The sequence below is a fragment of the Bradyrhizobium sp. 137 genome (genome assembly GCF_023074095.1).
In the GTDB taxonomy this organism is placed as follows: Bacteria; Pseudomonadota; Alphaproteobacteria; order Rhizobiales; family Xanthobacteraceae; genus Bradyrhizobium.
Window position 1 is genome coordinate 1 of record NZ_JADPKU010000072.1, and the last position, 24,611, is coordinate 24,611.

Sequence of the window (24,611 nt, forward strand, 5' to 3'; positions counted from 1 at the left end):
GGTGATCGTCGCGATCAACAAGGACGAGGACGCGCCGATCTTCCAGGTCGCCGATTACGGCCTGGTGGCGGACCTCTACCAAGCGGTTCCGGAGCTGACGGCCGAACTCGGCAAGCTCGGCAAGTAAAACGGGCTAAAAACACCGGCCGGAGCTATAAACTCCGGCCGGTGTTGCTTTTCTGAGGCGTTTTCTTTGGCGTGGGGCACGCCTTCGAGGCGATCCAATCTAGGTTTCGAGCCAGGGTTCTGATTAAATCGGATCTCCCGGCTCGAGGGGATAGGCAGGGCGCGCTCGTCGCGCGCCGTTCCGGTGGATGACATGATGGCGGCAGTGATCAAGAAGGTCGGCGTGATCGGCGCGGGTCAGATGGGCAACGGCATCGCGCATGTTGCGGCGCTGGCCGGCTTCGACGTGGTGCTCAATGACGTCTCGGCCGACCGCCTCAAGTCGGGCATGGCCACCATCAACGGCAATCTGGCGCGACAGGTCTCCAAAAAGGCCGTCACCGAAGACGACAAGGCCAAGGCGCTCGCGCGCATCAAGCTTGCCGAGAAGCTGGACGACCTCGCCGACTGCGACCTCGTGATCGAGACCGCGGTCGAGAAGGAGGAGGTCAAGCGCAAGATCTTCCACGAACTGTGCGCGGTGTTGAAGCCGGAGGCGATCGTCGCCTCCGACACGTCGTCGATCTCGATCACGCGGCTCGCCGCCGCCACCGACCGGCCGGAGCGCTTCATCGGCATTCACTTCATGAATCCGGTGCCGCTGATGGAGCTGGTCGAGCTGATCCGCGGCATCGCCACCGATGATGCGACCTTCGAGACGTCCAAGGAATTCGTCGCCAGGCTCGGCAAGCAGGTCGCAGTCTCCGAGGATTTCCCGGCCTTCATTGTCAACCGCATCCTGCTGCCGATGATCAACGAGGCGATCTACACGCTGTACGAAGGCGTCGGCAATGTCGAGGCGATCGATGCCGCGATGAAGTTAGGGGCCCATCATCCCATGGGCCCGCTAGAGCTCGCCGATTTCATCGGCCTCGACACCTGCCTCTCCATCATGCAGGTGCTGCATGAGGGGCTGGCCGACTCCAAGTACCGCCCGTGCCCGCTGCTGGTGAAATACGTCGAAGCCGGCTGGCTCGGCCGCAAGACCCAGCGCGGCTTCTACGACTATCGCGGCGCCAAGCCGGTGCCGACGCGGTAAGGTACTCTCGTGCCCCGGGCGCAGCTCGGAGCGCTGCCGAGCCAGGACACGGAAACTCGCTCACCTCTCATTAACCCCTCACGCCTAGGTTAGGGCCGTACGAGGGTTCGCGTAATGGACATGATGGCAATGGTCAGCACCATGCTGGCCGCTCAGCAAGGCGCGCTGCAATCGAATATCGCGGCGACGCTGACCAAGCAGAACATGGACATGGAGAAATCCACCGTCCTGACGCTGATGGGCGCCGGCCAGCCCTCGCTCGCCAATGTAGGCCCCGGCGTCGGCGGCAATCTCAACGTCACGGCCTAAAATTCTCTAAAGCGACGCGGCAGCCTTGCCCGTCGCCGCCCGGATCAGCTTGAGCGCGTCCTCGCTCGCCCACTCCGCCGGCCCCGCAATCGTCGCGATCTCGCAGCCTTGCGGGTCGACCAGCACCGACGTCGGCATCCCCAAGGCCCGGCCTACAGCTTTAAGATCCTGAAACACCTTGGCTTTCTGATCGCTGAAATAGCCAAGCCGGGTCAGATTGGCCTCTCTCAGGAAGGTCTTGGGCTTCTCGGGATCGCGGGTGTCGATGTTGATCGCCACCACCTCGAAATTCGGGCCCGACAGCTTGCCCTGGAGCTCATCCAGCGCCGGCATCTCCTTGCGGCAGGGCACGCACCAGGTGGCCCAGAGGTTCACCAGCAGCGTCTTGCCGCGGAAATCGGACAGCTTCTTCGGCTTGCCATCGGCGTCCTCGAAGACGAGGTCCGGCAGCTTGAAGGGGGCGCTCGCCATGGTCAGCGCCGCCACCTCGCCATGGGCGAGCGGGGCGATCTTCTGCGCGGTCGCCACCGCGGACCGGCAGACCGGATCGCCTGACGGCGCCCGGCTCAGGCCCAGCCCGTACAGCGCGGCGAAGCCCGCCAGACCCCCGATCGCCACAATGGCGATGACGAGGGGGATTCGGCGCGTGGCGGAGGGCGTCTTGTCGAGCATATCGTTTGTCATCCGGTCGCAGATATGGCTATCAGGGGCCTCTTAATACGGCTGGCCGCGGCCAGCAAACGTGACTAGCGACAGGCAAGGCGTGAGCAGGGGATCATGAGCAACAAGATGTGGGGCGGCCGGTTCTCGGAACGTCCCGATGAGATCATGGAGGAGATCAACGTTTCTATCGACGTCGATCGTCACCTGTTCGCCCAGGACATTGCCGCGTCCAAGGCCCACGCCGCGATGCTCGCCAGCCAGGGCATCATCACCGCCTCTGATGCGAAAAATATCGGCAAGGGTCTAGACACGATTTTGTCAGAGATCGGCAAGGGCGGCTTCGCGTTCAAGCGCGCGCTCGAGGACATTCACATGAATGTCGAGAGCCGGCTGTCCGAGCTGATCGGCCCCGCGGCCGGAAGGCTGCACACGGCGCGCTCGCGCAACGACCAGGTCGCGACCGATTTTCGCCTGTTCGTCCGCGACGTCATCGACGAGACCGATGCTGCGCTGGCCGCGTTCCAGCAGGCGCTGGTGGAGCGCGCGCTGGAGCACGCCGCGACCGTGATGCCCGGCTTCACGCATCTGCAGACTGCGCAGCCCGTCACTTTCGGCCACCACCTGCTTGCCTATGTCGAGATGGCCGCGCGCGACCGCGGCCGCTTCCAGGACGCGCGCAAGCGGCTCAATGAATCGCCTCTGGGCGCGGCCGCGCTGGCCGGCACCTCATTCCCGATCGACCGCCACGCCACCGCAAAGGCGCTCCTCTTCGACCGGCCGATGGCGAACTCGCTCGATGCGGTGTCCGATCGCGACTTCGTGCTGGAGACACTGTCGGCAGCCTCGATCTGCGCCGTGCACATGTCGCGCTTTGCCGAAGAGATCGTGATCTGGACCTCGCCGCTGGTTGGCCTCATCCGCCTCAGCGATAAATTCACGACCGGCTCCTCGATCATGCCGCAGAAGCGCAACCCGGATGCCGCCGAGCTCGTGCGCGCCAAGACCGGCCGCGTGATCGGCGCGCTCAACGGTCTTCTGATCGTGATGAAGGGCCTGCCGCTCGCCTATCAAAAGGACATGCAGGAGGACAAGCAGGGCGCGATGGAAGGTTTTGCCGCGTTGTCGCTGGCGATCCGCGCGATGACCGGCATGGTCCGCGACCTCGCGCCCGACGAAGCGAGGATGAAGGCGGCCGCGGGCGAGGGTTACGCCACCGCGACCGATCTCGCCGACTGGTTGGTGCGGACGCTGAAGATGCCGTTCCGCGAGGCCCACCACGTCACCGGCCGGATCGTGGCCAAGGCCGCCGAAGGCGGCGTCGCGCTGCACGAGCTGCCGCTGAAGGAGATGCAGGCGATCGAGCCCAAGATCACCAAAGACGTGCTCGGCGTGCTCTCGGTCGAATCGTCGGTGAAGAGCCGGACCAGCTTTGGCGGCACCGCGCCGAAGAACGTGGCGTCGCAGGCTAAGGCTTGGGCGAAGCGGCTCGAAAAGCAGCGAAAATCGGGCTAATGGCAAAATTTGGCTTGTTTTTCATGGTCATGCGGGCTCTCGCCAGAGCGCACCAATCTCTGTATGGTGCGGGCCGCGTAGTGGGGATTTCGTCGTGACGTCAAAGTTTCGCCCGGCCGGCTCGGGGTGGGCCATCATTGTCCTTAGTCTGACGGCGCTGGCGCTCGCCGGCTGCGGACGCAAGGGTCCGCTGGATCTGCCGCCGACCGCCTCCAATGCGCCCACGGCCAACGGTGCGGCGCCGACCGACACCGAGACCGAAGCCCAGGGGACGCCGAGCGTGTTCAATCCCACCTACGGTGTGGACGCCGCGCCCGCGGCGGCCAAGGGCAGGAAGAAATCGTTTATTCTCGACCCGCTCCTGGACGAACCTCCCGGCCGGAAATAAGCCGGGACAACCGAGCCTGCGCCATGAACCATTTCGACTATCGCAACGGCGTGCTGCACGCCGAGGCGGTGAACCTGTCCGAGCTGGCCGCAACCGTCGGCACGCCCTTCTATTGCTATTCGACCGCGACGCTGGAGCGGCACTACCGCGTCTTCACGGAGGCCTTCGCCGGCGAGAAGGTGCTGGTCTGCTACGCCATGAAGGCGAACTCCAACCAGTCGGTGCTGCGCACGCTGGCCAAGTTAGGCGCCGGCGCCGACGTCGTCTCGGGCGGCGAGTTGAAGCGTGCGCTGGCCGCGGGCATCCCCCCAGCTAAGATCCTGTTCTCGGGCGTTGGCAAGACGGAAACCGAATTGCGCGCTGCGCTTGCCGCCGACATCCTCTGTCTCAACGTCGAATCCGAGCCCGAGCTCGAGCTCTTGTCGCGACTTGCGACCGAGATGGGCAAGACCGCGCGCATCTCCGTGCGCGTCAACCCCGACGTCGATGCCGGCACGCATGCAAAAATCTCCACCGGTAGGTCCGAGAACAAGTTCGGCATTCCGATCGCTCATGCCCGCGAGGTCTATGCCCGCGCCGCAAGACTCCCGGGCATCGAGGTGACTGGCACCGACGTGCATATCGGCAGCCAGATCACCGACCTCTCCAAGATGGAGACCGCGTTCCGGATCCTCTCCGAGTTCGTGCAGACGCTGCGCGCCGACGGCCACAACATCTCGCATGTCGATTTCGGCGGCGGCCTCGGCATTCCCTATTACATGGATCGCGAGGCGCCGCCGGCACCCGACGCGTACGCCGCCATGGTCAAGCGCGTCAGCCACAATCTCGGCTGCACGCTGATGTTCGAGCCGGGGCGCATGATCGTCGGCAATGCCGGCATCCTGGTCACGAAGGTCATCTACGTGAAGCATGGCGACGGCAAGAATTTCGTCATCATCGACGCTGCCATGAACGATTTGATCCGCCCGACGCTGTACGAGGCGCATCACGACATCCTGCCGGTGACGCAGCCCGCCAAGGACGCGGCCACCATCACGGCCGACGTCGTCGGCCCGGTCTGCGAGACCGGCGACTATCTCGCCCTCGACCGCACGCTGCCGACGCCAAAGGCGGGCGATCTGCTCGCCATCATGACCGCCGGCGCCTATGGCGCGGTGCAGGCGGGCACCTACAACACGCGGCCGCTGGTGCCGGAGGTGCTGGTGAAGGGCGAGCAATACGCCGTGGTGCGCCCGCGCATCGAGGTCGAACAGCTGATCGCGATGGATACGCCGGCGCCTTGGCTGTGACAGCACGACGGCGGGCCGCCACAAATTCAGTGTCGTCGTGCGACAGCCAGGATCCATAATCCCCGAGGGCGTGTCGCGCGAAGCTGCTAACGACGAATCTTCGCCAGACCTCTCCCTCGAGTGGCGGGTGCTGCATCTGCACTTCGCTACTTCCCCGTCAACTCGCCCTTCGCTCCAACCACAACCCCCGCCTTCCTCTCGATCGGCTTGATTGCCGCGGTGAAGTCGGACTCGGCGCCTTCCGCGCTGATCACCGTCTCCCACAACCGTCCTACGGCATCAGCGACTTCCATCGACAGCCCGAGCTGCTTCATCTCCTCCAGCGCCAGCCGCACGTCCTTCACCATCAATCCCGTGGCGAAACCGAAGTCGAAGGTGCGCGGCAGAACCGAACGCGGAAACTTGTCGCGGCTCGCCGTGTTCATGCCCGAGCCCGCATTGATGACGTCGATCATCACGGCGGGATCGAGCCCGGCCTTGACACCCATCACGACGGCTTCCGACGTTGCCACGATGGCCGTGGCCGACAGGAAATTGTTGGCGAGCTTCATGGTCTGCGCTGCGCCCGGCTTCTCGCCGATGAAGAACACCTTTCCGATCACGTCGAGCGCCGGCTTGAGCAGCTCGAACTCGGCTTTCGGGCCGGAGACCATCACCGCCAGCGTGCCTTTCTCGGCGCCGCCGACCCCGCCGGACACGGGGCAGTCGACCTGCACGATGTTGCGTTTGGCGAGCAGGCCGTGAATCTTCGAAGCCATTTGCGAGCCGACCGTCGACAGATCGACGAAGCGTTTCGCGCGCCTGCCCTCGATCACGCCGTTTGCGCCCGTCGCGACCTCGAGCGAGGCCTGCAGCGATGGCAGGCTCGCCATCACCGTCTCGACCTGGTCGGCGACATCCTTCGGTGATGTCGCAGCCGTCGCGCCGCGTGCCATCAGCCTGTCGACGACCTCCTTGCGCGTGTCGAACACGACGAGCTGGTGTCCGGCCTCAATCAGCCGTCGCGCCATCGGGAAACCCATGTTTCCGAGCCCGATGAATCCGATGTCCATGCTGTTTCCTTGTGTTTGTTATTCGTTGTCGTGAAAGATGCGCACTTCACCATCGGTGTCGTCCCGGACAAGCGCGGCTCAAGCGCGCGCCCATCGAGATTTGCGCTGACGCTTGTCCGGGATGACGGCGGCGGTGGCTTGCCCTCACGCCTTCCCATCGATCTCCGCAAACACCTCGCGCGCGATGCGGAAGCTGTCGACGGCGGCCGGCATGCCGCCATAGATCGCGACCTGCATCAGGATCTCGCGGATCTCCTCCCGGGTGACGCCGTTGGTCAGTGCGCCCTTCAGATGCGCGCGGAACTCGTGCTGGCGGTTGAGGATCGCGATCATCGCGATGTTGAGCATGCTGCGGGTCTTGCGCGGCAGTTCCTCGCGGCCCCACACCGCGCCCCAGCAATATTCGTTGAGCATCTCCTGGAACGGACGGTTGAAATCGTCGACGTTCGTCAGGGCGTTGTTGACATAGGCCTCGCCCAGCACTGCTTTGCGGACTTCCAGGCCCTTGTCGTGCATCTTCTTGTCCATGGCGTTTCCTTCGTTTTCCTCGGAATGGCGTCGCGGAAATTACGGGGTTGCGCCGGGCCAGTCACGTCCTCGTGTTATGCGGGAAAAGGGGTGTCTCCCGTGCCGGAATGGATGCCTCAGTGCTGCCGTTGTGGTAGGCTTCGCTCTACCGGGCAACCTGGAGAGCTGATTGAACGGCGTCACCCCCGACCCGTCAGACCCGATCCGCGAGGGCGACGCTCTGTCGCGGCTGAAGCTGGCGCAGGCCCTCGATCGGGCGACCTATGCCATCGCGTGGGAGCGTGCTTGGCCGAATTTGGCGCGGCTTTTGACTGTCGCCGGCCTTTTCCTGGTGGTGTCCTGGGCCGGCCTTTGGCTGTCCTTGCCGTTTGTCGCCCGCGCGATCGGTCTCGTCATCTTCGCCGGCATCGCGATTGCTGCCCTGTTCCCGTTGATTCGCTTTCGCTGGCCAGGCCGTGATGAGGCGCTGAGCCGGCTCGACCGTGGCTCCGGCATCCGTCACCGCCCGGCCACCACGCTCACGGACACGCTGAGCTCACAAGACCCGGTTGCCAAGGCGCTGTGGCAGGCGCAACGCGAGCGCACGCTGGCCTCGCTCAAGCGCATCCGCGCCGGTCTGCCGCATCCGCGGCTCGCGTTTCACGATCCCTGGGCGCTGCGTGCACTCGTCATGGTGATGCTGGTTGCGACCTTCTTCGCCGCCGGCGACGAGCGCGCGATGCGGCTCCGGGCCGCCTTTGACTGGAATGGCGTGCTGGCCCCGACCAATGTTCGCGTCGACGCTTGGGTGACGCCCCCGCTTTACACCGGCAAGCCGCCGGTCATCCTGTCGGCCGCCAACAAGGAAGCCGCGGCATTGCCGGCCAGCGGACCGCTTGCCGTCCCCGCCGGCTCGACCCTGATCGTGCGCTCCTCCGGCGGCAGCCTCGATGTCGCGGTCTCCGGCGGCCTCAAGGAGGTCGCCCCGGTGGAAGCCGCGCCCAAGGGCACCAACGAAAAGCACTTTGCCATCGCCGCCGACGGCACCGCGCATGTCCGCGCGCCCTCCGGCCAGCCGCAATGGACCTTCACGGCGACACCGGACCGTCCCCCGACAATCGCGCTCGCCAAGGACCCCGAGCGGCAGGCACGCGGCGCGCTCCAGCTCTCCTACAAGATCGAGGACGATTACGGCGTCACCGGTGCCGACGCGCACATTGCGCTGCGCCCCGCCGACGCCAAGGATGCCGGCAAGTATGGCGCCAAAGATACCGCCAAGGATAACAAGGACAACAGCAAGGACGCCGACGGCAAAGGCGCGGCGCGGCCGCTGTTCCAGCCGCCGCAATTCCCGCTCGTGCTGCCGAACGCGCGCACCCGTAACGGCGTCGGCCAGACGGTGAAGGACCTCAGCGAGGATCCCTATGCCGGCGCCGAGGTCACGCTGACGCTCACCGCCAAGGACGAGGCCGGCAACGAGGCGCGAAGCGAGCCCTTCAACATGCGCCTGCCCGAACGGCTGTTCACGAACTCGCTCGCGCGCGCGCTGATCGAGCAGCGCCGCATCCTCGCGCTCGACGCCAACAGGAATTCCGACGTCTACACCGCGCTCGACGCGCTGATGATCGCGCCCGAATTGTTCACGCCGGATGCCGGCTGCTATCTCGGCCTGCGCAGCCTGGCGTCCCAGCTCGAGGCGGCCCGCACCGACGAGGCGCTGCGCGAGGTGGTGGCGAGCATGTGGGCGTTCGCGGTCACCATCGAGGACGACGGCGTCGCCGGCAGCGTCAACGCGGCGCTGCGTTCGGCGCAGGACGCGCTCAAGGCGGCGCTGGAACGCGGCGCCAGCGAGGACGAGATCAGGGTGCTGACGCAAAAGCTCCGCGAGGCCATGGCCGGCAAGGTGCGCGACCTCGCCCGGCGCGCCGAGCAAAATCCGCTCGGAGCGCGGCAGCCGTTCCCCGCGGAGGTCCAGCTCATCCTCGACAAGGCGATCGAGCTGCGACAGAAGACCCAGCATGCGACGCCCGAGCAGCTCGAAGAGCTGGCGCAGCAGCAGGACACATTGCGCGAGCAGCTTCAGGCCTATCGGAAGTCGGCAAGCAGCCGTGCCAACAAGACGGGGGACGACAAGACCAACCAGTTTACGCGGGACCGGAAATGCGGAAGCTAGCACGCGTGCCAGTCTTAAAGGCGATGTCGATCGCATGTGTCGCCCTGCTGCTCTGCGGCGTCTCGCCGGTCGCTGCCCAGCTGGATCAGGATCCTGACGCGCTGCTCGACAGCGCCGAAAAGGCGATGCAGGAGTCCGGCGACAGCCTCAGGCAGAAGGAATCCGGCAAGAGCCTGAGCAATCAGTCTGACGCCATCCAGAAGCTGGAGGAGTACAAGCGGGCGACGGAACGCAGCCAATCCTCCAGCCGCGATCGCAATGTCATCACGCAGCGCGATCTGGACGACCTCCTGAGGCAGATCGAGAAGGCGGCGCGCGAAGGCAACCGCGAGGCGGCCCAGCGCATGCTCGAGCAGCTCGCGCAGATCATGGAAAATCTCCAGATGGCGCAGCCCGGGCAATCCGGCGACAGCGACATGGAGCAGGCGCTCAACGAGCTCAGCGACATGATCCGCAAGCAGCAGCAATTGCGCGACAAGACGTTCAAGCAGGGCCAGGACTCCCGGCGCGACCGCTCGCGCGGCAAGCAGCAGGGCGACCAGTCGATGTCGGACCTCCAGCAGGACCAGCAGGCGCTGCGCGACCGTCTGAAGAAGTTGCAGGACGAACTCGCCAAGCGCGGCCTCGCGCAGAAGGGACAAAAAGGTCAGAGTCAGAAAGGGCAGAAGGGTCAGCAGGGCGACCAGGGCCAGCCCGGCCAGAATGGCGATCAGGACGGCGACCAGGGCGACGAAGACAGCAGTCTGGACGACGCCGACGGGGCCATGGGCGATGCCGGGTCGAAACTCGGCGAGGGCAACGCCGACGGCGCCGTGGATTCGCAGGGCAAGGCCCTCGATGCCTTGCGCAAGGGCGCGCAGAAGATGGCCGAGGCCATGCAGCAGGGCGACGGCGACGGGCAGGGCGATGGTCCCGGCAATCGGGCCGGCCGTCAGCAGAGCGGCGCCAATCAGACCGATCCGCTGGGCCGTCCGCTTCACGGCCGCGATCTCAGCGACGACTACACCGTCAAGATCCCCGGCGAGATCGACGCCCAGCGTGTCCGCCGCATCCTCGAAGAGCTCCGCCGCCGCTTAGGCGATACCTCGCGCCCGCAGATCGAGCTCGACTATATCGAGCGCCTGCTCAAGGATTTTTGACCTCACACTCGATGTCATCGCCCGCCTTGTGCGCTTGCGCACTGGGGCGGGCCATCCAGTATTCCGACACAATTGTGATCCGAACGATAGGCGACAGCGTACTGGATGCCCCGCCTTCGCGGAGCATGACAGCGGTATGCTTGGCTAATGCCGCCCGCTACCCCTTCCTCGCCGCCAGCGCATCCGCCACGGCGGTGCGGATGTCGGCGACCGAGAACGGTTTTGTCACGACGTCATGCACCAGCGCATTGAGGTTCGAGGCGCGCTCGCGCTGGTCGGCAAATCCGGTCATCAAGAGAATGGTCAGGTCGGGGAAATCGCGCGCGGCGGAGAGGGCGAGCGCGATGCCGTCCATGACGGGCATCTGGATGTCGGTGAGCAGCAGGTCGAACGCCCCGTCCTCGCGGGTCAGGATCTCCAGCGCCTCGGCGCCGTCTTGCGCGGTGACGGTCTCGTGGCCGTCCATGGCGATGGCGCGCGCCACCAGCGTGCGCATCGAATCCTCGTCGTCGGCGATCAGGATTTTCGGCATCAGACAAACCTCGGGACCAACTCCCGCGCGGATCTTGTGAGGCTGATTATACGCTGCCGCCGGCAATGTCGCGCCGGTTGAAGAAGCGAACGTCGATATTGCGGCCTTCCGGCGGCGGCGAGGCCAGGCGCGAGCGGAAGAAGGCGCGCTCGCCGGGCCGCAGCACGGTCTGCTCCAGCACCGTGTTCCAGGCGTAGATCTCCGCTCCTTGCGCGTCGCGCACGGCGAAGCGCAGGCGCGGGATGTCGAGCGGCTTCTTGCCCTCGCCGACGATCACGCCCTCGATCACCAGCACCTGCTTACCGTCCACGGTCTCGCTGGATAGTTTGACGTCCTTGAAGGCCAACCCTCTCAGATTAACCTCGAGCCCCACCATCTTGTAGAACGCCGCCGTCTGCGGCAGCAGCCGCACCATGTCGCCGCGCCAGATCACCAGTGCCAGCACCAGCGCGCCCATGGCGGCGCAGCCGGTCGGCAGGCCGAAATGGGATTTTCGCGGCGCCGCGGTGGCGGCCGGGCGACTGACCCGCGCGCCGCGGCGACGGAACAGGCCGCGGAACCAGGACTGGTGCTGCGCGCCGGCGACGTCCTCCTCGACGGCCCGGGCCGCCGCCGACCACTCGTCCTCGATCTCCTTGGTGTCCTCGGTCGGCCAGTCGCTGGCGATCGAGGGGCTTTCGACAACCGGAGTGTCGGGGGTGCTATCGTCCTTGGCGTATGAGTTCCACTGCGCGGCGAGGTCGGCCTGGTCCTCGGCCTGGCTTGCCGCAGCCATGGCCGGGATGGACGCCTCCTCGATCGCATCCTCGGCATGGGCGACCCAGGTCTCCTTGCAACGGGAGCAGCGCACTGTCCGGCCGTTCGCACCCAGGCTCGCAGGCTTGATGGCGTAGGATGTCGTACAATGAGGGCAGACGATATGCATGGACGAGCCTTGATGCATGGACTGGTCTTGACGATGTCACGGTCGCGGAGAACCGGGTTGCTCTTATGCTACCGGGCGAGCGTTAACGAACCGGAAACCATAACGGTCGCAAAACCCGTTAGTCGCGTATGGCGGGGTGCAGCCGTGTGGCCCGCGCCCCTTCTCGAACGGAGCTGAGCTTGGTCCGGTTCGAAAATGTCGGATTGCGTTACGGTCTGGGGCCGGAGGTTCTGCGCGACCTCAACTTCCAGATCCCGGCGCATTCCTTCCAGTTCCTCACCGGACCGTCCGGCGCCGGCAAGACCTCGCTGTTGCGCCTGTTGTTCCTGTCGCATCGGCCGACGCGGGGCCTCGTCAATCTGTTCGGCCAGGACATCTCGCGGCTCGGCAAGGACGAGATCGCCGACCTGCGCAAGCGCATCGGCATCGTGCTCCAGGATTTCCGCCTGCTCGACCACATGACGACCTATGAAAACGTCGCGCTGCCATTCCGCGTCATGGGGCGTAGCGAGTCGAGCTATCGCAAGGAGGTCATCGATCTTCTGCGCTGGGTCGGCCTCGGCGATCGCATGGATGCGCTGCCGCCGATCCTGTCCGGCGGCGAAAAGCAGCGCGCGGCGATCGCCCGCGCCGTGATCTCGCGCCCGCAGCTGCTGCTCGCGGACGAGCCGACCGGCAGCGTCGACCCGACGCTCGGCCGCCGCCTGCTGCGGCTGTTCATCGAGCTCAACAAATCAGGCACGGCCGTCATTATCGCGACCCATGACATCGGCCTGATGGACCAGTACGAGGCGCGGCGCCTGGTGCTGCATCAGGGACGGCTGCACGTCTATGAGTAGGACCGACGAGCGCGGCGTGCTGGTTGACCTCGGGCAGGAGCGTCCGCAGCTTCCGGCCCAGGCGCGCAACATGTCGCCGATCGTGCCGCGTGCCTCGATCCACGGCCGCGCGCTGGTCGCCGTCGTCGCCATCATGACCTTCCTCGCCTCGATGACGACCGGCACGGTGCTGCTGGTCAGCGCTTCCGCCGCCGAATGGCAGTCGGAGGTCGCGAGCGAAATCACCATCCAGGTCCGTCCGCAGGCTGGCCGCGATCTCGAACGCGATACCGCGGCGGTGACGGAGGCGATGCGCGCGCAAGCCGGCATCGTCGAGGTCAAGCCGTTCAGCAAGGACGAAAGCGGCAAGCTGCTCGAGCCCTGGCTCGGCACCGGCCTGTCGATGGACGATCTGCCGGTGCCGCGCATGATCATCGCGCGCGTGCAGCCGGGCACGCCGCTCGATCTCGGCGTCCTGCGCGCGCGGGTCACCCAGGTGGCGCCGAGCGCGAGTGTCGACGATCATCGCGCCTGGATCGAGCGCATGCGCTCGATGACCAACGCCACCGTGCTCGCCGGCATCGGCATTCTCGCCCTCGTCATCATCGCCACCATCATCTCGGTTTCGTTCGCGACCCGCGGCGCCATGGCGGCGAACCGCCCGATCGTCGAGGTCCTGCATTTCGTCGGCGCCGGCGACCGTTACATCGCCAACCGCTTCCTGCGCCACTTCCTCAGGCTGGGCCTGGAGGGCGGCGTGATCGGGGGCGGCGCCGCCATGCTGGTGTTCGGCTTCTCCGAGTCGATCGCCGGCTGGTTCTCCGGCACCCCTGTCGGCGATCAGTTCGCCGCGCTGCTCGGCACCTTCTCGCTGCGGCCATCCGGCTACATCGTGCTCGCGGTCCAGGCGGTGCTGATCGGCGCCATCACCGCGGTCGCCTCCCGCCAGACGCTGTTCGCGACGCTGAATGATATCGATTGAGTGTTGGGTGATAGCGGCTTCTTCGCCTCTCGCGCTGGCGGGGAGCGGGAGCGCACTGGCGACGCGGCGAGAGGAGGTGTGCCTTCCGCTCGCAGAGCCCAATAACCAGACTCCACTTCGCCTCAAAACGTCTTAAAATCACCTCTGGGAAGGGATCACCGACATCGCATGACCTCGCCGACCGACGATCGATCGCCAAAACTGCCGCGCGGCTGGCTGCGCGCGGCAATCGTGTCGACGATCGCGCTTGCCTTCATCGGCGCGGCAGCAGGCTTCGTTGCGTTCCTGTCGCAATTGCGCGGCGCCGAGATGGTGCCGGATCGCAAGGCGGACGGCATCGTCGTGCTGACCGGCGGCTCCTCCCGGGTATCGGACGCGATGGAGCTGCTCGCTGCCGGCTACGGCAGGAGGCTCCTGATCTCGGGCGTGCATCCGACTTCGACGGCGAGCGACATCTCCCGCACCCTGCCGGAGAACCACTCCTTCATGACCTGCTGCGTCGACCTCGACCGCACCGCGCTCTCGACGCGCGGCAATGCGGCGGAGGCGCGGCGCTGGGCCGAGGGGCGCCAGTTCAAATCGCTGATCGTGGTCACCTCGAACTATCACATGCCCCGCGCGCTGGTGGAATTCTCCCATGCGATGCCGCAGACCACATTGATCCCGTTCGCGGTGGTCGGGGACAAATGGCGCGAGGAGCCGTGGTGGACTTCGGCGCCGACGTTGCGGCTGCTGCTGTCGGAATACGCCAAGTACGTCGCGGCCGAGCTCAGGGTGCGGCTGGAGAATTTCGGGATTGACCTTTCGCCCGAAGTGTCGGAGCAGCCTGTGGGCGTGCAGCCGAAGCGGCCCGCCACAGCACAGGCCAATTGACCGGCAATTGATCGGATCGTCGATGTTCCTGATTTTCCTGCGCTCGCTCGTGTTCAACGTGCTGTTCTACGCCGTGCTGGTGTGCCTGGCGATCGTGGCGCTGCCGACCTTCGCATTGCCGCCGCGCGCCATGCTGACGGTCGCGGAATGGTGGGCGAAGGCGACGCTGATCCTGATGCGCGTGATCTGCAACATCAAGGTGGAATTCCGCGGGGTCGAGAAGATCCCGCAGGGACCGTTGCTGGTCGTGGCAAAGCACCAGTCGTTCTGGGAGACGTTCGTGCTACCCGGCTTTTTCGATCACCCGATCTTCATCCTCAAGCGCCAGCTCATGCAGATCCCGGTCTTTGGTCAATTCCTGGTCAAGACCGGCATGATCGCGATCGATCGCAATGCCGGCGTGAAGGCGCTGCTGGACATGACGCGGCGGGCGCGCGAGGCCGTGCGCGGCGGCCGCCAGCTCGTGATCTTTCCGGAAGGCACGCGCCGTGCGCCGGGCGCTGCCCCCGCCTACAAGACAGGGTTTGCGCAGATCTACTCCTCCTGCGGCGTGCAGTGCCTGCCGGTCGCGCTCAATTCCGGCCTGTTCTGGCCGCGCCGCACCTTCATGCGCTATCCTGGCACGCTGGTGGTGGAATTCCTCGATCCACTGCCGTCGGGCCTGCCGAAGGACGAGTTTCTCGCGCGCGTGCAGACGGCGATCGAGGACGCGACCGGCCGTCTCGTCGAAGCCGGCCGGAAAGAGCAGGAGCACTTGATCGGCTCCGCGCCGAGCTACGCGCGGTCGGACAGTTAGCGGTTCTCTCGATCTTCGGTCGGCGCCGGCGCGTGCAGGGAATGCGCATCGCCGTGCAGCATCGTCGCAAGCTGGTGCAGCTGCGTGTCGCGAAAGCCTTCGGCCTCGATCGCTTTCACCGTCGCGGTGACGTAGTCGCGATTGGCGCCGGACTGGCCATGGCCCTGGATGACATGGCGGTGCTGCTCGGTGAGCGAGAGCCGGCCGGCATATTGGACATGACCGCGGTCGACGACATAAGTGAGTGCGGAGACGCGCTGCCGCGCATCGTTCTCCAGCCATACTGAGCGCATGACCTCGCGGTAGACCGAGGTGACCTGCTCGCGTGCCCGCAAATTGGCGACGACCTCGCTGCGGTTCTTCTCGGCGACGCGGAAGGCGATGCCGCGGCAGGCGCCGCCGCGGTCGAGCCCGAGCACCAGGCCCGGCTTTTCCGGCGTGCCGCGGTGCACGAAGGAATAGACGCACAGCGCGCGATGCTCGCCGACCAGCCGCGCCGGGACGCGCTCCTCGAATTCGAACCCCGGCCGCCACATCAGCGAGCCGTAGCCGAACACCCAGAGGTCGCCCTTGGCGGTGGTGACGGAGGGGAGGGTGATTTCCGACATTTCGGGCACGGCTAAAGCATGATCCGGAAAAGTGTGAAGCGGCCTTCCGAAAAGATCATGCTCAAACAAGGAGCTAAAGCGCGATGACGATTTTTCCAAATCGCGCCGCGCTTTAGCAGAACCGTGCCCCCAAGCGAAGCGGATTCTCCGCCTTTCGTCGGGGGCGGACCTCGCTTACATTTGCCTGAATCTGGGGTCAAAGGGTCGCCGCATGTCCAATATGACCGTTGCCACAGGCCGTCGCTCCCGTTGGGGCCTTTTCATCGCGCCCGTTCTCGTCCTGATCCTCGCGGTCGCCTGGAGCTGTTTCTGGTTCTACGCGGCGTCGCAGGCCGAAATCGCCGCAGACGCCTGGCGCGCGCAGGAGGCCAAATCCGGACGCGTCTATGATTGCGCCAAGCGCTCGATCGCGGGATTCCCGTTCCGCTTCGAGGTCCAGTGCTCCGGCGCCAGCGTCGCCCTGGTGTCGCAGAATGCGAGCAAGACGCCGTTTACGGCGAAGCTCGACAACATCCTGGTCGTCGCCCAGGTCTACGACCCCAAGCTCGTCATCGCGGAGTTCTCCGCGCCGGCGACGCTGACTGACGGCGTCACGCAAAACACCTTCGTGGTGAACTGGAGCAAGGGCCGCGCCAGCGTGGTCGGTCTGCCGGCCGTGCCGGATCGCGCCTCCATCGTGTTCGACGATCCCGGCCTCAACCGTCTCGACGGCAGCGTGCAGGTGCCGCTCGCGCGCGCCAAGCAGGTCGAGCTGCACGGCCGCCTCGCGGACGGATCGTCGTCCGATCATCCGGTCATCGAGACGGTGCTCCATGTCGCGCAGGGCAGCATCCAGGGCGTTCATCCCTTGCTCGCCGAGCCGTTCGAGGCGGACACGCGCGCGAAGGTCACGGGCCTTACGGACGTCACGCCAAAACCCTGGCCGCAGCGCTTCCGCGAGATCCAGGCCGCCGGCGGCCATATCGAGATCGTGCAGTCGCGGATCCAGCAGGGCGAGATGATCGCGGTTGCGGCCGGCACGCTCGGCCTCTCGGCCAGTGGCCGGCTCGACGGCGAATTGCAGATGACGGTGACGGGCCTCGAGCGCGTGATCCCGGCGCTCGGCATCGAGAAGATACTGGAGGAGGGTGTACCGCAGGCAACGCTCGACCGCGTCGCGCCGGGCGTGAAGTCGCAGGATCTCAACAATCTCTTCGGCGCCCTCGACCGCGCCGTTCCGGGCCTCGGCAAGGTCATCAAGCAGAACGCCAATGCCGGCGTCGCCGCCGGCATCAATTCGATCGGCACCGAGAGCACGCTCGAGGGCAAGAAGGCGAGAAGCTTTCCGCTAAAATTCGTCGACGGCGCCGTGCTGCTCGGTCCGGTCAAGGTCGGCCAGATCCCGCCGCTGTATTGACTCGCCGTCATTCCGGAGCATTTGCGAAGCGAATGAACCGGAATCTCGAGCCGCAAATCTCGTCATTCCGGGTTCGCGCTTCGCGCGCCCCGGAATGACGGGAGCGAAGCTACGGCTTCTTCAGCGCAGCGTGCGGCCGGCCGAAATCGGGCGCGGCCGAATCCTGGCCGATCTCGACGATTCCGCGGCGGATGGCGCGGGTGCGGGTGAAGTGGTCGAACAGAGCTTCGCCGTCGCCGCGGCGGATCGCGCGGGTGAGCTTGGCGAGGTCCTCAGTGAAGGTGCCGAGCATCTCCAGCACGGCCTCCTTGTTGGCGAGGAAGACGTCGCGCCACATCGTCGGGTCGGAGGCCGCGATGCGGGTGAAATCGCGAAAGCCGCCGGCGGAGAATTTGATCACCTCGGATTCCGTCACCTGCGCCAGCTCGTCGGCGGTACCGACGATGGTGTAGGCGATCAGATGCGGCAAATGGCTGGTGATCGCGAGCACGAGATCATGATGATCCGGCGTCATGATTTCGACCTTGGCGCCCATTGCCGCCCAGAACGCGCGCAGGCGATCGGTGGCAGCAGCATCGACGCCTTCCGGTGGCGTGAGGATGCACCAGCGGTTGATGAAGAGCTCGGCGAAGCCCGAATCCGGACCCGAATGCTCGGTGCCCGCGACCGGATGCGCCGGCACGAAATGAACGCCCTGCGGCAGATGCGGGGCCATGTCCCTGACCACCGCGCCCTTGACCGAGCCGACATCGGAGATGATCGCACCCGGCTTGAGATGCGCGGCGATCTCCCGCGCGACCTCGCCACAGGCGCCGACGGGAATGCAGAGGATGACGAGATCGGCATCCTTCACCGCTTCCGCGTTGGTCGCCACGACGTGGTCGACGATGCCGAGCTCGGCGACCCGCGCGCGCGTCTTTTCCGAGCGCGCGGTGGTGACGATCTCACCCGCCAAGCCCTGGAGCTTCGCAGCGCGCGCGATCGAGCCGCCGATCAGGCCGAAGCCGATCAGCGCGACGCGCTGGAAGTGCGCCTGCGCGCTCATTTGCCGCCCATGAAGTCGCGCAAGGCCTCAACCACGAGGCGGTTGGCCTCCTCGGTGCCGATGGTCATGCGCAGCGCATGCGGCAGGCCGTAATTCTTCAGCGCGCGCAACACCAGGCCCCGCTTGGTGAGGAAGGCGTCGGCATCATCCGCGGTCTGGCCCTTGTCGGTCGGGAAGTGGATCAGCACGAAATTGGCGACGCTCGGCGTCACCTTCAGCCCGAGCTTGCCGATCTCCTCGGTCAGCCGGTTGCGCCAGGTCTCGGTGAACTGCTTCGACATCGCCTGGTGCGCGGTGTCCTCGATCGCGGCGACCGCGGCATACATCGCCGGCGTCGACACGTTGAAGGGACCGCGGATGCGGTTGACTGCGTCGATGATGTGCTCGGGGCCGAACATCCAGCCGATGCGCAGCGCCGCAAGTCCGTGGATCTTGGAGAAGGTGTGCGTCACCACCGTGTTCTCGGTGGTGGCGACGAGCTCGATTCCCATCTCGTAATCGTTGCGCGAGACGTAGTCGCAATAGGCGGCGTCCAGCACCAGCAGCACCTGCGACGGCAGTCCGGCGCGCAGGCGCTTGACCTCGTCGAACGGCAGATAGGTGCCGGTCGGGTTGTTGGGATTGGCGAGCCAGACCAGCTTTGTCCGCGGTGTCACGGCGTTGAGGATGGCGTCGACGTCGGCGGTGAAGTTGGTTTCGGGCGCCACCACGTTCTTGGCCCCGTTCGCCATCGTCGCGATCGGGTAGACCAGGAAGCCGTGGGTGGTCGAGATCGCCTCGTCGCCCTGGCTGAGATAAGTGTGCGCGAGCAGATTGAGGATCTCATCGGAGCCGGCGCCGCAGATGATGCGGTTGGGGTCGAGACCGAAGCTGCGGCCGATCGCTTCGCGCAGCACGCGCGAGGTGCCTTCCGGATAATCCTCCAGATGATCCGCCACTCGCTTGAACGCCTCGATCGCCTTCGGCGAGGGCCCGAACGGCGTCTCGTTGGCCGAGAGCTTGAACACCTTGCGGCCCGGCTCCGGCACCGGGCTCTTGCCGGGCGTGTAGGGCGCAATATCGAGAATGCCGGGATTCGGCACGGGGCGGGACATCTTCAACTCCGGATTGGCGGGACGGCTCGCGACTTACGATTTCGGCCCTGTCGGGGGCACCGTATAGCGCGTTGCGTGGCTGCCGACGAGGGCCGTGGAGCGCACCGAGGCCCCTGCCTCGATCAGGGCAGCCCTGATCTTGTCGATGCTGGTCGCGCTCGTGACCGAAACCAGCAGGGCGGCGCCGTCGAAGGCAGTATCGGGCACCGCCACGATTTCGGCAAGCGGCGACAGGGCGCGCGCGACCTCGGCGTTCCAGCCGGAGACGCGCACGCTGAAGGTCTCGACCTCAGTCACCAGCGCGCTGTCGGCGACGCGCGAGATCGCGAACACCGGCAGTGCAGCCGGATGGTCGGCGCGCTCGACGAACGGCATCCGCGCGATGATCTTGGGCGCGCCGTCGGCTTCCAGCTCCAGCCACCACGGCGTGCGGCTCGAGGTCGCCGAGACCAGCGCCAGGTCGCCCTTGGATTTCGCCACCGCCTCGACTGCGGCCTGCGCGCTGAAATGCGCGACGTAGGGCACGGTGAAGCCGAAGTGGAAGCGCGCGGAATCGCGCATCGCCGGCTCGCTCACCGAGATGTCGGCATGCACGGAGAACGGCGCCTGCACATAGGTGAAGGTCGAGATGATGACGCGCCAGATGCTCTCGACCGTGTCGAGCGGCAGGATGCCGCGATGACGCTGGACGAGGTCGCGCATCATGGCGGCCTCGCGCGCCGGCCGGAATGCGGAGCCGACCTCTTGGGTCTGCTTCACCTGGATCAGGCGGTGGATGATGTCGCCGCGCTGCATCAGGAGGCGATGCATGCCCTCGTCGATCGCGTCGATCTCCTTGCGCAATTCCTGAAGCGATGGCGGCGCGGGCGGACGTTGGGACATGACTGACAACGGCTGTTCAGAGGCGTTCCAATGCGGATCGGTCAGTGCCGTCACCGCTGCGGTCGATGTCCTGATTAGGCAGGATAGGCCGCGAAAGCAAAGAGAAATGCGAGGAGAAGCTGGGCCTTTTCAGGCGACGTATCAGGGACGAATTGGGTTAATCCGGACCGCGGCTTGACGAAGACCGCTCCAGACAGTAAGTTTTTGCCTGTTCCGTGGTCATTTGAGCCGGCCGGCTTGCAGCCACGTTAAAAAACTCGCTAAACAGGCCGGGGACGCTTCCGATCCCGGCCGAACCTATCGTTCAGGCCGGGTTTTTCATGGCCTGATGTCACTGCGGTCGTAAGTCTGATCGCAAACGAGGTCGATGCTCAGATGGGTAGCGTCAAGTCGATTCCGAGTCCCGCGATCAGCGCCGACGATCGATCGCACGAGGTAGATCATCCGAGTTCGCAGGTTATGCATTTCGGCGCCGATCAGCCGCTGCGGCTCGATTGCGGCATCGATCTCTCCCCGTTCCAGATCGCCTACCAGACCTATGGCGAGCTGAACGCCGATCGCTCCAACGCCATTCTGGTTTGCCATGCGCTGACCGGCGACCAGCATGTCGCCAACGTGCATCCGGTCACCGGCAAGCCCGGCTGGTGGGAGACGCTGGTCGGCCCCGGCCGTCCGCTTGATCCTCAACACTACTTCATCATCTGCTCCAACGTGATCGGCGGCTGCATGGGCTCGACCGGGCCGGCTTCGATCAATCCCGCGACGGGCAAGGTCTGGGGTCTCGATTTCCCCGTCATCACCATTCCCGACATGGTACGCGCGCAGGCGATGCTGATCGACCGGCTCGGCATCGACACGCTGTTCGCGGTGGTGGGCGGCTCGATGGGAGGCATGCAGGTGCTGCAATGGACCGCGGCCTATCCTGCCCGCGTGTACTCCGCGCTGGCGATCGCGTGCTCGACGCGGCACTCGGCGCAGAACATCGCCTTCCACGAGCTCGGCCGCCAGGCCGTGATGGCCGATCCCGATTGGCGCAATGGCGGCTATGCCGACCATGGTATCCACCCGCATCGCGGCCTCGCGGTGGCACGGATGGCGGCGCACATCACCTATCTCTCAGACGCTGCGCTGCACCGGAAATTCGGCCGCCGCATGCAGGACCGTGAGCTGCCGACCTTTTCGTTCGACGCCGACTTTCAGGTCGAGTCCTATTTGCGCTATCAGGGCTCGTCCTTCGTCGAGCGCTTCGATGCCAATTCCTATCTCTATCTGACGCGCGCGATGGATTATTTCGACATCGCCGCCGATCATGGTGGCGTGCTGGCAAAGGCGTTCGTGGGCATCAAGACCCGCTTCTGCGTGGTCTCCTTCACCAGCGACTGGCTGTTCCCGACATCGGAATCGCGCGCGCTGGTGCACGCGCTGAATGCATCAAGCGCTCGGGTGTCGTTCGCCGAAATCGAGACCGATCGCGGCCACGACGCCTTCCTGCTCGACGTCCCCGAATTCTTCGACATCTCGCGGGCCTTCCTGCAATCCGCGGGCAAGGCCCGCGGTCTCAACGGCAAAGGTGGCTAAGATGTCGGTACAGGAGGTGCTGCCGCTGAACGGCGTTGCGACGGGGCCGTCCGGTCAGTTTCGCGCCGATCATCTGCTCGTTGCCGAGATGGTCAAGCCGGGCTCGAAGGTGCTCGACGTCGGCTGCGGCGAGGGCGATCTGCTCCAGCTGCTGGAAACGCGTGGGATCGACGGCCGCGGCATCGAGCTGTCGCGCGAGGGCGTCAACCGCTGCGTCGCCAAGGGGCTCGCGGTGGTGCAGGGCGATGCCGATACCGACCTCGTCAACTATCCCGACGACGCCTTCGATTACGTGATCCTGTCGCAGACGCTGCAGGCGACGCGGCAGCCGCGGGTGGTGCTGGAGAACCTGCTGCGCATCGGCCGCCGCGCCATCGTGTCGTTTCCGAATTTCGGCTTCTGGAAGATGCGGCTCCAGCTCCTGATCGGCGGTCACATGCCGCGTACGGAGAATCTGCCGGCAACCTGGTACGACACCGCCAACATCCACTTCTGCACCATCAAGGATTTTGTCGAGCTCTGCGACCAGATCAACGTCAAGATGGAGCGCTCGGTCGCGCTCGACCTCTACGGCCGCCCGGTGCCGCTGAACCTGCCATGGTGGGTGTGGAACATGTTCGGCGAGCAGGGCGTGTTTCTGCTGAGCAGGGGCGGGGGCAAATAGTTTCTCGTCATTCGAGATTTGGGCGAGCCCCATCAACGCGCTCAACTGTCATCGCCCGGCTTGCCGCCTTCGCCAAGGCTTCGGCGGGCCGAGCACTCCTGTGGGCCTCGGCGTAGCCTTGGCGGAGCCGGGACCGGGGCGATCCGGTGCGCCGAGACGGGAGTAATTAAACGATAGGCCGCGGCGTACTGGATTCTCCGCCTTCGCGGGGGATGACAGCGCGCCCGCATTGGCTTTCGTCAATACGCTAATGCGCTGCCACCGACCTCGGATCGCGCACCGGCCAGCGGCCCGCTTCCACCAGCGTGACGAACCGCTCCACGCTCTCGTTGAATAGCGCGGGCTCTTCGAGGTTGAGGACGTGGCCCGACTTCGGAAACATCGCGAGCCCTGCGGCCGGAAGATGCTTCTTCAGGAACAGGCTCGGTCCGACGCACGGATCGTCCTCGTCGCCACAGATGATCAGCGCCGGCGTTGCAACGCCTCTGATCGCATCCGTCATAGTATAGATCGAGGGACGGCCGCCCTGGAAGCCGCGCATCGTGCGCGCCGATCCCTTGGCATCGTGGCGAGCAAGGGCAGCGTAGAAATCGGTATGGCCGCGCGGGTCCTTCACCAGGAAGGGAATCCGGCTCGGCGCCTCGCGCGTGACCTTTGCGACTTCCGCGGAGCCGAGCGCCTCGAACTGCTCGGCATTGGCGCGGCACTGCCTGCGCCAGGCGTCGAGATTATCGATCTCGGAGCCCGAGCCGACGCCGGCCAGCGTCATCGAAAATGCGCGCTGTGGCGCATTGAGCCCGATCTGAAGCGAGGAGTAGGCCCCCATCGACAGGCCGACGAGATGCGCGCGCTCGATCCCGAGGTGATCGAGCACCGCGAGCGCGTCGGTGTAGAAATGCGTGTAGGTGTAGGCCTCGCCATCGGGCACGTCGGACGGCGTGTAGCCGCGCGCAGAGTAAGTGATGCAGCGATGGCCGCGCGAGAAGTAGCGCATCTGCGGCTCCCAATTGGTGTAGTCGGCCGCGAACTCGTGCAGGAAGATCATCGGCGTGCCGGCGCCGGCTTCCTCGAAATACAGACGGCAATCATCCTTCGTCACGGCGTAAGGCATGCGGTTCTCCCTGAGAGTGCTGCGGCATTGGAATGCCGTTCTGCAGTTCGCGCATGAGGGTTCTAGCACCGTTAACCTCCGCGCAAAATCTCCCAGGACGTGTCTTGATCTCGCCACATCGGGATTCTGATACGCAAAGTAGATGTCGGCCGTGCACGGGCCGATCGGGGAAGTGGGGGTGTAACGAAGGATGAAGAATGTTCGAGTTGTTTGCGTCTCGCCTGTCGCGTTGTGTTGTCGCGCTGGCGCTCTTCTTCGCGGCGGTCGTCGCGTTCGTTTCTCCGGCCTCAGCGCGGCCGCATCATCGCCATAGCGCAGAGCGGCACGCTTACGTGCACCACGCCAGACATCATCACTACCGCCACCATGCCCGCAGCTCGCGCTTCGAGCGCAGCGCGGCGCGATTGCAGGCGAGTGGATTCGCCAACACCCAGGCGAGCTATGATCCGAACGCCAATAGCGGCGGCATGGCCACTAATGGAATAGCCCCTAGCGGCTTGGCCAATAACGCCATGAGCAGCGGCGGTTTCGGCGGCGGATCGGGCCTCGTGTCCGAGGCTCGCCGCTATCTCGGCGGCAATCCCACGGGACGCGGCAGCCTGTGGTGCGCACGCTTCATGAACATGGTGCTGCAACATACTGGGCATCAGGGCACGGGCTCCGATATGGCGAGCTCGTTCGCGCGCTACGGCACGCGCATCTCCGGTCCGCAGGTCGGCGCCATCGCGGTGATGTCGCGCGGCGGCCGCGGCGGCCATGTCGGGATCATCAGCGGCATCGATGCGCGGGGTAATCCGATCATGATCTCCGGCAACAATGGCAACCGCGTCCGCGAGGCGCCGGTCTCGCGCGGCAAGATCTATGCGTATGTGATGCCGAATTGACGGTCGTCGCTGCCGTCATTGCGAGCGCAGCGAAGCAATCCAGAATCCCTCCGCGGAAGCAGTCTGGATTGCTTCGTCGCAAGTGCTCCTCGCAATTGTCGATGTTCAATAATTCGCTGATTGGATCGCGGTGGTCTTGGTAGCGGCGAAGGCCTTGGGAGTTTGTCCTGCCAAGGCCTGATGGGGT

The 24,611-nt window shown here is 65.5% G+C and carries 25 protein-coding genes, 1 pseudogene and 1 riboswitch; of the genes and pseudogenes, 16 read left to right on the forward strand and 10 right to left on the reverse strand.

Annotated features, from left to right (window positions below; all coding sequences use genetic code 11):
• The 3 genes and pseudogenes from IVA78_RS22955 to IVA78_RS22965 all read left to right on the forward strand — a co-directional run.
• Nucleotides 1–127 (forward strand): annotated as a pseudogene (locus tag IVA78_RS22955) (electron transfer flavoprotein subunit alpha/FixB family protein); the annotation flags it as partial.
• A gap of 195 nt (nt 128–322) precedes the next feature.
• The gene (locus IVA78_RS22960) at nt 323–1,204 is read left to right on the forward strand and encodes a 3-hydroxybutyryl-CoA dehydrogenase (RefSeq protein ID WP_247468117.1); all 882 of its coding nucleotides are present in this window, start codon (nt 323–325) and stop codon (nt 1,202–1,204) included.
• 114 nt (nt 1,205–1,318) lie between these two features.
• Nucleotides 1,319–1,513 carry a hypothetical protein gene (locus IVA78_RS22965; RefSeq protein ID WP_028182113.1) on the forward strand — a complete coding sequence of 65 codons (195 nt, stop codon included), beginning with the start codon at nt 1,319–1,321 and terminating at the stop codon, nt 1,511–1,513.
• Nucleotides 1,514–1,519: 6 nt separating this feature from the next.
• On the opposite strand, the gene IVA78_RS22970 is transcribed toward IVA78_RS22965, so the two are convergent.
• Nucleotides 1,520–2,185: a TlpA disulfide reductase family protein gene (locus tag IVA78_RS22970; RefSeq protein ID WP_247468102.1), complete on the reverse strand. Its 666-nt coding sequence runs from the start codon at nt 2,183–2,185 to the stop codon at nt 1,520–1,522.
• A 105-nt stretch (nt 2,186–2,290) separates the two neighbouring features.
• Between IVA78_RS22970 and argH the strand changes: the two genes are divergently transcribed.
• The 3 genes from argH (at nt 2,291) to lysA (ending at nt 5,365) form a co-directional block, all read left to right on the forward strand.
• Nucleotides 2,291–3,688: an argininosuccinate lyase gene (gene argH, locus IVA78_RS22975; protein WP_247468105.1), complete on the forward strand. Its 1,398-nt coding sequence runs from the start codon at nt 2,291–2,293 to the stop codon at nt 3,686–3,688.
• A 94-nt stretch (nt 3,689–3,782) separates the two neighbouring features.
• Nucleotides 3,783–4,076: a lipoprotein gene (locus tag IVA78_RS22980; protein ID WP_247279699.1), complete on the forward strand. Its 294-nt coding sequence runs from the start codon at nt 3,783–3,785 to the stop codon at nt 4,074–4,076.
• A gap of 23 nt (nt 4,077–4,099) precedes the next feature.
• Nucleotides 4,100–5,365 carry a diaminopimelate decarboxylase gene (gene lysA, locus IVA78_RS22985; RefSeq protein ID WP_247279698.1) on the forward strand — a complete coding sequence of 422 codons (1,266 nt, stop codon included), beginning with the start codon at nt 4,100–4,102 and terminating at the stop codon, nt 5,363–5,365.
• A 146-nt stretch (nt 5,366–5,511) separates the two neighbouring features.
• Here the strand turns inward: lysA and IVA78_RS22990 are convergent, their stop codons facing one another.
• Nucleotides 5,512–6,417, reverse strand: a complete 906-nt coding sequence (locus IVA78_RS22990; RefSeq protein WP_247279697.1) for an NAD(P)-dependent oxidoreductase — start codon at nt 6,415–6,417, stop codon at nt 5,512–5,514.
• Between the two features lie 144 nt (nt 6,418–6,561).
• Entirely contained in the window at nt 6,562–6,945 is a 384-nt protein-coding gene (locus tag IVA78_RS22995) for a carboxymuconolactone decarboxylase family protein (protein WP_247468108.1), read from the reverse strand.
• A 169-nt stretch (nt 6,946–7,114) separates the two neighbouring features.
• Between IVA78_RS22995 and IVA78_RS23000 the strand changes: the two genes are divergently transcribed.
• Together IVA78_RS23000 and IVA78_RS23005 are read left to right on the forward strand one after the other, a co-directional pair.
• Nucleotides 7,115–9,097: a TIGR02302 family protein gene (locus IVA78_RS23000; protein WP_247279695.1), complete on the forward strand. Its 1,983-nt coding sequence runs from the start codon at nt 7,115–7,117 to the stop codon at nt 9,095–9,097.
• A complete protein-coding gene (locus IVA78_RS23005; protein WP_247279694.1) occupies nt 9,085–10,236 on the forward strand; it encodes a DUF4175 family protein in 1,152 nt (383 codons plus the stop codon). Before IVA78_RS23000 ends, IVA78_RS23005 begins: the two co-directional genes overlap by 13 nt.
• A gap of 157 nt (nt 10,237–10,393) precedes the next feature.
• Here IVA78_RS23005 and IVA78_RS23010 read toward each other — a convergent pair whose 3' ends face one another.
• Nucleotides 10,394–10,768, reverse strand: coding sequence for a response regulator (locus tag IVA78_RS23010; protein ID WP_100232458.1), 375 nt, complete (start codon nt 10,766–10,768; stop codon nt 10,394–10,396).
• Nucleotides 10,769–10,814: 46 nt separating this feature from the next.
• The gene (locus tag IVA78_RS23015) at nt 10,815–11,693 is read right to left on the reverse strand and encodes an MJ0042-type zinc finger domain-containing protein (protein ID WP_247279736.1); all 879 of its coding nucleotides are present in this window, start codon (nt 11,691–11,693) and stop codon (nt 10,815–10,817) included.
• 179 nt (nt 11,694–11,872) lie between these two features.
• Here IVA78_RS23015 and ftsE point away from each other — a divergent pair, with 179 nt between their 5' ends.
• The 4 genes from ftsE to IVA78_RS23035 all read left to right on the forward strand — a co-directional run bounded on the left by ftsE (nt 11,873) and on the right by IVA78_RS23035 (nt 15,162).
• Nucleotides 11,873–12,532 carry a cell division ATP-binding protein FtsE gene (gene ftsE / locus IVA78_RS23020; RefSeq protein WP_247279692.1) on the forward strand — a complete coding sequence of 220 codons (660 nt, stop codon included), beginning with the start codon at nt 11,873–11,875 and terminating at the stop codon, nt 12,530–12,532.
• Nucleotides 12,525–13,493, forward strand: a complete 969-nt coding sequence (locus tag IVA78_RS23025; RefSeq protein ID WP_247279691.1) for an ABC transporter permease — start codon at nt 12,525–12,527, stop codon at nt 13,491–13,493. Before ftsE ends, IVA78_RS23025 begins: the two co-directional genes overlap by 8 nt.
• 168 nt (nt 13,494–13,661) lie before the next feature.
• Nucleotides 13,662–14,366 (forward strand): YdcF family protein, encoded by a 705-nt coding sequence (locus IVA78_RS23030; RefSeq protein WP_247279690.1) that lies wholly within the window; start codon nt 13,662–13,664, stop codon nt 14,364–14,366.
• A gap of 22 nt (nt 14,367–14,388) precedes the next feature.
• On the forward strand, nt 14,389–15,162 hold the full coding sequence (locus tag IVA78_RS23035) for a 1-acyl-sn-glycerol-3-phosphate acyltransferase (RefSeq protein ID WP_247468111.1): 774 nt from the start codon (nt 14,389–14,391) through the stop codon (nt 15,160–15,162).
• Here IVA78_RS23035 and IVA78_RS23040 read toward each other — a convergent pair.
• Nucleotides 15,159–15,770: a gamma-glutamylcyclotransferase gene (locus IVA78_RS23040; RefSeq protein WP_247279688.1), complete on the reverse strand. Its 612-nt coding sequence runs from the start codon at nt 15,768–15,770 to the stop codon at nt 15,159–15,161. The genes IVA78_RS23035 and IVA78_RS23040 overlap by 4 nt on opposite strands.
• A 211-nt stretch (nt 15,771–15,981) precedes the next feature.
• Between IVA78_RS23040 and IVA78_RS23045 the strand changes: the two genes are divergently transcribed.
• Nucleotides 15,982–17,166 (forward strand): DUF2125 domain-containing protein, encoded by a 1,185-nt coding sequence (locus tag IVA78_RS23045; RefSeq protein ID WP_247468113.1) that lies wholly within the window; start codon nt 15,982–15,984, stop codon nt 17,164–17,166.
• Nucleotides 17,167–17,275: 109 nt separating this feature from the next.
• On the opposite strand, the gene IVA78_RS23050 is transcribed toward IVA78_RS23045, so the two are convergent.
• From IVA78_RS23050 to IVA78_RS23060, 3 genes are read right to left on the reverse strand one after another with little or no spacing between them, the layout of a single operon-like run.
• A complete protein-coding gene (locus tag IVA78_RS23050; protein WP_247279686.1) occupies nt 17,276–18,211 on the reverse strand; it encodes a prephenate/arogenate dehydrogenase family protein in 936 nt (311 codons plus the stop codon).
• On the reverse strand, nt 18,208–19,305 hold the full coding sequence (hisC, locus tag IVA78_RS23055) for a histidinol-phosphate transaminase (protein ID WP_247279685.1): 1,098 nt from the start codon (nt 19,303–19,305) through the stop codon (nt 18,208–18,210). The genes IVA78_RS23050 and hisC overlap by 4 nt, the downstream gene beginning before the upstream one ends.
• A 33-nt stretch (nt 19,306–19,338) precedes the next feature.
• A complete protein-coding gene (locus IVA78_RS23060; RefSeq protein WP_247279684.1) occupies nt 19,339–20,187 on the reverse strand; it encodes a chorismate mutase in 849 nt (282 codons plus the stop codon).
• A gap of 205 nt (nt 20,188–20,392) precedes the next feature.
• A riboswitch (SAM riboswitch) is annotated at nt 20,393–20,472 on the forward strand.
• A 90-nt stretch (nt 20,473–20,562) separates the two neighbouring features.
• Between IVA78_RS23060 and IVA78_RS23065 the strand changes: the two genes are divergently transcribed.
• Both IVA78_RS23065 and metW read left to right on the forward strand, forming a co-directional pair.
• Nucleotides 20,563–21,765, forward strand: coding sequence for a homoserine O-acetyltransferase (locus IVA78_RS23065; protein WP_247279683.1), 1,203 nt, complete (start codon nt 20,563–20,565; stop codon nt 21,763–21,765).
• A 1-nt stretch (nt 21,766) separates the two neighbouring features.
• Nucleotides 21,767–22,429 (forward strand): methionine biosynthesis protein MetW, encoded by a 663-nt coding sequence (metW, locus tag IVA78_RS23070; RefSeq protein ID WP_247279682.1) that lies wholly within the window; start codon nt 21,767–21,769, stop codon nt 22,427–22,429.
• A gap of 247 nt (nt 22,430–22,676) precedes the next feature.
• Here the strand turns inward: metW and IVA78_RS23075 are convergent, their stop codons facing one another.
• On the reverse strand, nt 22,677–23,540 hold the full coding sequence (locus IVA78_RS23075) for an alpha/beta hydrolase (RefSeq protein WP_247279681.1): 864 nt from the start codon (nt 23,538–23,540) through the stop codon (nt 22,677–22,679).
• Between the two features lie 197 nt (nt 23,541–23,737).
• On the opposite strand from IVA78_RS23075, the gene IVA78_RS23080 reads away from it, so the two are divergent.
• Nucleotides 23,738–24,424, forward strand: coding sequence for a TIGR02594 family protein (locus tag IVA78_RS23080; protein WP_247279680.1), 687 nt, complete (start codon nt 23,738–23,740; stop codon nt 24,422–24,424).
• The last annotated feature ends 187 nt before the right edge of the window (nt 24,425–24,611 follow it).

Excerpts from the sequence above, each read along its gene's own strand:
- hisC (WP_247279685.1), bottom strand. The coding sequence starts at position 19,305 with ATGTCCCGCCCCGTGCCGAATCCCGGCATTCTCGATATTGCGCCCTAC.
- IVA78_RS22970 (WP_247468102.1), bottom strand. The coding sequence starts at position 2,185 with ATGCTCGACAAGACGCCCTCCGCCACGCGCCGAATCCCCCTCGTCATC.
- IVA78_RS23050 (WP_247279686.1), bottom strand. The coding sequence starts at position 18,211 with ATGAGCGCGCAGGCGCACTTCCAGCGCGTCGCGCTGATCGGCTTCGGC.
- argH (WP_247468105.1), top strand. The coding sequence starts at position 2,291 with ATGAGCAACAAGATGTGGGGCGGCCGGTTCTCGGAACGTCCCGATGAG.
- IVA78_RS23040 (WP_247279688.1), bottom strand. The coding sequence starts at position 15,770 with ATGTCGGAAATCACCCTCCCCTCCGTCACCACCGCCAAGGGCGACCTC.
- lysA (WP_247279698.1), top strand. The coding sequence starts at position 4,100 with ATGAACCATTTCGACTATCGCAACGGCGTGCTGCACGCCGAGGCGGTG.
- IVA78_RS22990 (WP_247279697.1), bottom strand. The coding sequence starts at position 6,417 with ATGGACATCGGATTCATCGGGCTCGGAAACATGGGTTTCCCGATGGCG.
- IVA78_RS23035 (WP_247468111.1), top strand. The coding sequence starts at position 14,389 with ATGTTCCTGATTTTCCTGCGCTCGCTCGTGTTCAACGTGCTGTTCTAC.
- IVA78_RS23065 (WP_247279683.1), top strand. The coding sequence starts at position 20,563 with ATGGGTAGCGTCAAGTCGATTCCGAGTCCCGCGATCAGCGCCGACGAT.
- IVA78_RS23045 (WP_247468113.1), top strand. The coding sequence starts at position 15,982 with ATGTCCAATATGACCGTTGCCACAGGCCGTCGCTCCCGTTGGGGCCTT.
- IVA78_RS23060 (WP_247279684.1), bottom strand. The coding sequence starts at position 20,187 with ATGTCCCAACGTCCGCCCGCGCCGCCATCGCTTCAGGAATTGCGCAAG.
- IVA78_RS23005 (WP_247279694.1), top strand. The coding sequence starts at position 9,085 with ATGCGGAAGCTAGCACGCGTGCCAGTCTTAAAGGCGATGTCGATCGCA.
- IVA78_RS23025 (WP_247279691.1), top strand. The coding sequence starts at position 12,525 with ATGAGTAGGACCGACGAGCGCGGCGTGCTGGTTGACCTCGGGCAGGAG.
- IVA78_RS23080 (WP_247279680.1), top strand. The coding sequence starts at position 23,738 with ATGTTCGAGTTGTTTGCGTCTCGCCTGTCGCGTTGTGTTGTCGCGCTG.
- IVA78_RS22960 (WP_247468117.1), top strand. The coding sequence starts at position 323 with ATGGCGGCAGTGATCAAGAAGGTCGGCGTGATCGGCGCGGGTCAGATG.
- metW (WP_247279682.1), top strand. The coding sequence starts at position 21,767 with ATGTCGGTACAGGAGGTGCTGCCGCTGAACGGCGTTGCGACGGGGCCG.
- IVA78_RS23010 (WP_100232458.1), bottom strand. The coding sequence starts at position 10,768 with ATGCCGAAAATCCTGATCGCCGACGACGAGGATTCGATGCGCACGCTG.
- IVA78_RS22965 (WP_028182113.1), top strand. The coding sequence starts at position 1,319 with ATGGACATGATGGCAATGGTCAGCACCATGCTGGCCGCTCAGCAAGGC.
- IVA78_RS23015 (WP_247279736.1), bottom strand. The coding sequence starts at position 11,693 with ATGCATATCGTCTGCCCTCATTGTACGACATCCTACGCCATCAAGCCT.
- IVA78_RS23075 (WP_247279681.1), bottom strand. The coding sequence starts at position 23,540 with ATGCCTTACGCCGTGACGAAGGATGATTGCCGTCTGTATTTCGAGGAA.
- IVA78_RS23030 (WP_247279690.1), top strand. The coding sequence starts at position 13,662 with ATGACCTCGCCGACCGACGATCGATCGCCAAAACTGCCGCGCGGCTGG.
- IVA78_RS22995 (WP_247468108.1), bottom strand. The coding sequence starts at position 6,945 with ATGGACAAGAAGATGCACGACAAGGGCCTGGAAGTCCGCAAAGCAGTG.